4 protein-coding genes are annotated in these 5,017 nt (G+C 65.7%); all 4 read right to left on the bottom strand.

All coding sequences use genetic code 11. The annotated features are described in order from the left end of the window. On the bottom strand, nucleotides 1–1,298 hold a 1,298-nt coding region (locus CG471_RS28870), incomplete at its 3' end, for an OprO/OprP family phosphate-selective porin (protein WP_254792311.1). A 161-nt stretch (nucleotides 1,299–1,459) separates the two neighbouring features. After that, complete coding sequence (locus CG471_RS28865) at nucleotides 1,460–1,804, bottom strand: UrcA family protein (protein ID WP_004207717.1); 345 nt, start codon at nucleotides 1,802–1,804, stop codon at nucleotides 1,460–1,462. A gap of 578 nt (nucleotides 1,805–2,382) precedes the next feature. Next, nucleotides 2,383–3,123, bottom strand: a complete 741-nt coding sequence (locus CG471_RS28860; protein ID WP_257211732.1) for a phosphotransferase — start codon at nucleotides 3,121–3,123, stop codon at nucleotides 2,383–2,385. A 199-nt stretch (nucleotides 3,124–3,322) separates the two neighbouring features. Then, the coding region (locus CG471_RS28855; RefSeq protein WP_143560310.1) for an autotransporter domain-containing protein at nucleotides 3,323–5,017 on the bottom strand (1,695 nt) is incomplete at its 5' end.

Genomic DNA, 5,017 nt, shown 5'->3' with positions numbered 1-5,017 from the left:
CAATAGATCCACTGGATGCGGGTCAGCACCGTGTCGCTCTCGCCGCGCTCGCCGAACCGGTCGAGCCAGGTGTGGCCCCAGGTCGCACCGAATTTCCAGCGCGTCGTCGCCCACCAGTTGAGCCCCAGCATCGTCTTCTTGAAGCGGCCGCCCTCGATGCCATTATCGTCCAGGTCCATTTCCGAATAGCGCGCCACCAGTTCGGGCGCGCCCCAGCGGCCCTTGGGAATGACGCGCCGCGCATAGCCGACATTGCGGTCATAGGGCCGGGTTTCGCCGGTCAATATCCAGCTGCCGGTGACATACCAGCCATGGAAGACCGGGTCGCGAAATTCGCGCGAATTGGTGCGGTTCAATATATATTCGCCCAGGAACGACACCGGCCCGACATTCAGCAGCGCCTCGCCGGCAAAGCCGTCGCTGCTCTGCGCCGCGAATTTCCCGGTGTCGATCGCGACGTCGCCGACATTGGTTTCCGCCCGGCCGCTATAGCGGATCGTGCCGTCCGCCGCAGCATGGCGATAGGCCATGCCGACATGCAGGAATTCATTATGATCCGGCCGGTCCCAGATCAGCCCGGTCATGCGCGCCGAATAGTCCCAGCCACGGTCGGTCGAGCTGCCGAAATCCCAGCTATCCTTGTAGGCGCCCGCCGAAAAGGTCGCCGCCTTGTTCGCGCCCAGCACCTGGACGAAGCGGACGCCGAAATTGCGCGACGTGAAAAAGGGCGTCAGCACGCGCTCGCTATGCGGCAGGTTCGCCGAATCCCCGACCATTTCGTACGAGAATGTCTCCTTGGTCTTGCCCACCGTCATCTTGGTGCGGCTGCCCAGCGGAAAGGTCAGCGACGCATCGGTCAGCTTCCATTTCTGCTCGGGGTTGGTGTCGAACCCCTTATATTCGCCGCTGACCTGATAGCTCACCCGATAATCGCCACCGACCGATCCGATCAGGCTGAGCCGCGCCGATCGCACCTGAAACTCGTCCTCCTGCCGGCCGATCTGGCTTTCATTGACCGCATCCTGGCTGAAATCGGTCCAGTCGCCGATCAGCGACAGGCTGAGACGGATCTTGAAGAAGGGTTGTTCCTTGTTCGGGTCGGCCGGTTTGGCGGGCGCGAAATCGGGAATGATATAATGGGGCGTCTCGTCCACCGCATGCACGTCGCCACCACTATGATGGCCGATCGGTTCGTAGAGCGATTCCGTACTCTGCGCCCAGGCATGGGGCGCACACAGCCCCCCGGCCAACAGCGTTGCCATGATGACGGGCGAAGTGCCGGGAAGACGCGCGCGCATGACCATTATCCCCTTGAGCCTGTCCCTTCTGATCGTCGCAAATCCGGGGCTCCGCCATCGGGAGAAATACCGAGAATGGCCGGGGCGACGGGCCTTTTCCCACGCAAAAAAGGGCCCGGCTCGCGCCAGGCCCTCTCCCTCCCTTGGCGGGATGATAGGCGTCAGTTGCCGACGACAGGCCGGGCATCCTTGGCATCGGCATAGCGCTCGTTGGTCTGGGCGCGGGCGATGGCGGTCGCGATCGGCGCCTCGACCTGGGCGATCGCCGCCGCGCGGCACGCGCTCATGGTATTGATGTCGGTGCTAAAGCAGACCCGGCTGGCCGCGCGGGAGATGCGGGTGCGCAGTTCCTGCTGGTCGGCGTGGCGCGTGAGGTCCAGGTCACCGAAGCGGACCTCGGTGGTGCGGCCGTTGGACGTGAACTCCTCGGCCGAAGCGATGCCGGAACCGGCCAGCAGGGCGGCGGCGGCACTCAGGGCAGTGATGATCTTGGCGGTGGCGAACATGGCGTGTCTCCTCAAAACTGTCATGGCATCCGGCCTGCGTCGTCAGGGGGCGTCGACGCGCCGGATGCGAACGGTTCGGCGGGGGTCTTGTGGGGGCGTTGCGCCATATCCCGTTCGCCCATCCTGTGTACGCGTCTGGTCCTCTCGCCGCCCGTCCGCTTCGACCGGCAACCCTCGTCATCGGCCAACGACCGATCCATCGACCAAGCGCGGATTTGCGGGGACGAACGACCGGACGAATGGCATTCGTCTGCGAAACGACAGCCTATTCCCTAAGGGAAATTACGGAGATTTAAGGCAAGCGGACATGAAAACGCCCCCGGCGCAAGGGAATGCCGGGGGCGTATCCGGATGCTGTCGGGCACTCCAGATCTTGTCTCAACTGTTACCGTCAACACGGCACCATCGGCCGTGAACCGTCGCTTAACGCGCTGCTCTCTGGCCTGTTTCCATGTCAGAATAGCGACAAGTCGGCGGTCGCCGCGGCCCGTTCGATGATCGGCCCATGGCCTCCGCCCGATGGCATGGCCGATGGACCAACCGTCCACCACGGCCCACCAACGACATCCGCTCTGCGATCAGGCGTCCAGCGCCGGCAAACCCGCCCGTTCCAGTGCGCGGACCAGATAGGCGCCAAAGGCCGCATCGCGGGCGGGCAGACGATGGCGCATCCAGGCCAGGCCGACCAGCGCCCGCCAGGCGGCCAGCGCCTCGCCATCCATCGTCGCGGCCCGGCGGTAACAACGGACATAATGGGCCGTGGCCAGATCGCGGACCGGCCCCTCCAGCCAGCCACTGGCTTGTCCCGGACCAAAGCGCATCAGCATCTCGCTGCGCACCACATCGGCCGCCGGCATCGCTCGCGCCGCCTTCGACCAGTCGATCGCCACCAGCCCCTCGCCACTGACGATCAGATTGGCCGGATGCAGGTCGCCATGCGACAGCATGTCGCCCTCGCCCAGCTGGTCCAGCCGGTCGATCGCCGCCGCACGCAACCGCGCGCCGATCGGCGCCATTTCGATATCCTCGGTCAATATCGCCTTGCGGCTGCGCAGCATCGGCACCGGCTGTCGATGGATATGCGCCTGCAACTGCGCCATCGCCCGCATCGCCCAGCCCACCCGATGCGGATGGCGCCAGATATAATGGAGCAGGTTGGGGCCCTGTATCTCGCTATAGATGATGCCCTGCCGCCCGCCGGTCTCGCACCGGCCGAACAGCCGCGCCGCCGGCAGGCCGGTCGCCTGGATCATCTCTGCCGTCACATATTCGCGGCGAATGATCGACGGGTCGACGCCCTCATGGAACAGCTTGAGCACCCTCCCCCCCCTCCAGCCGATAGACCGCGGCGGAAGCGCCCTCGGCAATGAAGGTGGAAGGATCGGGCAGGCTCATGCCCCTCGCCTGTGCCGCAGCCGGACCGGATTGGCCAGTGTTTTTGCGCCGATACCCCATGCCTGCGGCGCGACGGCCATTTCCGCTCCCATCGCCCGCAGGCCTGGAACCCGTCCCGCCGCGCTAGAAGCGGAAGGACAGGTTGGCCCGCCATTGCCAGCTCGACAGGCCGCCCGATCCGATCCCGTAATATTCGCCCGACCCGATCAGCGCGACATTGCCGCGCAACTGGATGCGCGTGCCGAACCGGACCGATCCCACCGCAGGCGTGGTCGCGATCAGGCGCAGGTCAGGCCCCAGGACACGGCCGCCATTGGGGCGCAGATAGGCAAAATCAACGCCGCCCTCGACATAGGGGGTGATGACCATATCATCCGATCGGAACGGCCGGCTGATCTCCAGCGACGTCGCCACCGCGCCATAATCATAGCGCGCATCGCCCTGCAGCACGCGCAGGTCGATACCCCCCACCTCGCCCTGCAGGACATAATCGTCGTGCCAGATGCTGGCATAGCTCCACGACAGGCGGGGCCGCAGCAGGAAGCTGCCGAGCGGACGCTGCGCGCTGATCCCGACCGTGCCCGACAGGGTGAAGCTGTCATGCTTGCCCGACAGCATCAGCACATGCTGTTCATATTCGCCGAAGTTGAAGCCGATGCTGGCATCCAGCACCACATCCGAATTTGCCATCCGATGCACCATATAGGGCTTCACCGTGATGGAATCGGCCTGCTGGCGCATGCCGCCATTGAAGGATTTATAATCCGAATTGCCGAACTGGATGGCCAGGCCGGCAACCGTGCGCTTGTCGATCCAGCGATCCAGGCCGATATTATACTGGTTCGCGCTGCCCCTGGTCCGGGCACCGGAACGGTCGTCCTTCAGCGTCGAATGGTTCCATTCTGCCCAGGCGGTCCAGCGCCGGCGGGCATTGGCCGCAATCCTGCAGGCCTTTTCAATAAGCTGCGGATCGCCTTTCAGCCGCCCCTCGCGCCCGGCCCGGCAGACTTCATCGGCGGTCATCAGCATCGGGCGCCGCTCGTCACGGCCCAGCGCGACACCGGGCGGAGCGATCGGCGGCAGCGTCTCGGGGCGCGGCCGCTGTATCGGTCGCACGGTCGGCCCGCCCACGTCCGGATCGGGCCGCAACCCCGGCGTCACCGTGTCCGGATTGGGGCGCAGTCCCGGCGTCACTGTATCGGGATCGGGTCGCAAGCCCGGCGTCACCGTATCCGGATCGGGCTGCAGTCCCGGCGTTACCGTATCAGGATCGGGCCGCAGACCCGGCGTCACCGTATCCGGATCGGGTCGCAGTCCCGGCGTCACCGTATCCGGATCGGGCCGCAGTCCCGGTGTCACCGTATCCGGATTGGGTCGCAAGCCCGGCGTCACCGTATCCGGATCGGGCCGCAGTCCCGGCGTCACCGTGTCCGGATCGGGCCGCAAGCCCGGCGTCACCGTATCAGGATCAGGACGCAGACCTGGCGTCACCGTATCAGGATCGGGTCGCAAGCCCGGCGTCACCGTGTCCGGATCAGGCCGTAGTCCCGGCGTCACCGTATCGGGGTCAGGTCGCAATTCGGGTGTCGGTGTATCAGGGTCCGGGCGGACTTCCGGCGTCACTGTGTCGGGATCCGGCCGCTCCTCCGGCGTGATGGGAACGGGCACCGGCCGCAATTCGGGCGTGACGATTTCGGGATCAGGATGCAATTCCGGCGTCACTGTATCCGGATCGGGCCGCAGACCCGGCGTCACCGTGTCCGGATCAGGACGCAGACCCGGCGTCACCGTGTCCGGGTTCGGCCGCAATTCCGGCGT

It is taken from the genome of Sphingobium sp. IP1 (assembly GCF_002708645.1).
Classification (GTDB): Bacteria; Pseudomonadota; Alphaproteobacteria; order Sphingomonadales; family Sphingomonadaceae; genus Sphingobium; species Sphingobium yanoikuyae.
The sequence above is the reverse complement of the archived record's forward strand: the minus strand, read 5'-3'. Positions and strand labels throughout refer to the sequence as shown.

Excerpts from the sequence above, each read along its gene's own strand:
- CG471_RS28865 (WP_004207717.1), bottom strand. The coding sequence starts at position 1,804 with ATGTTCGCCACCGCCAAGATCATCACTGCCCTGAGTGCCGCCGCCGCC.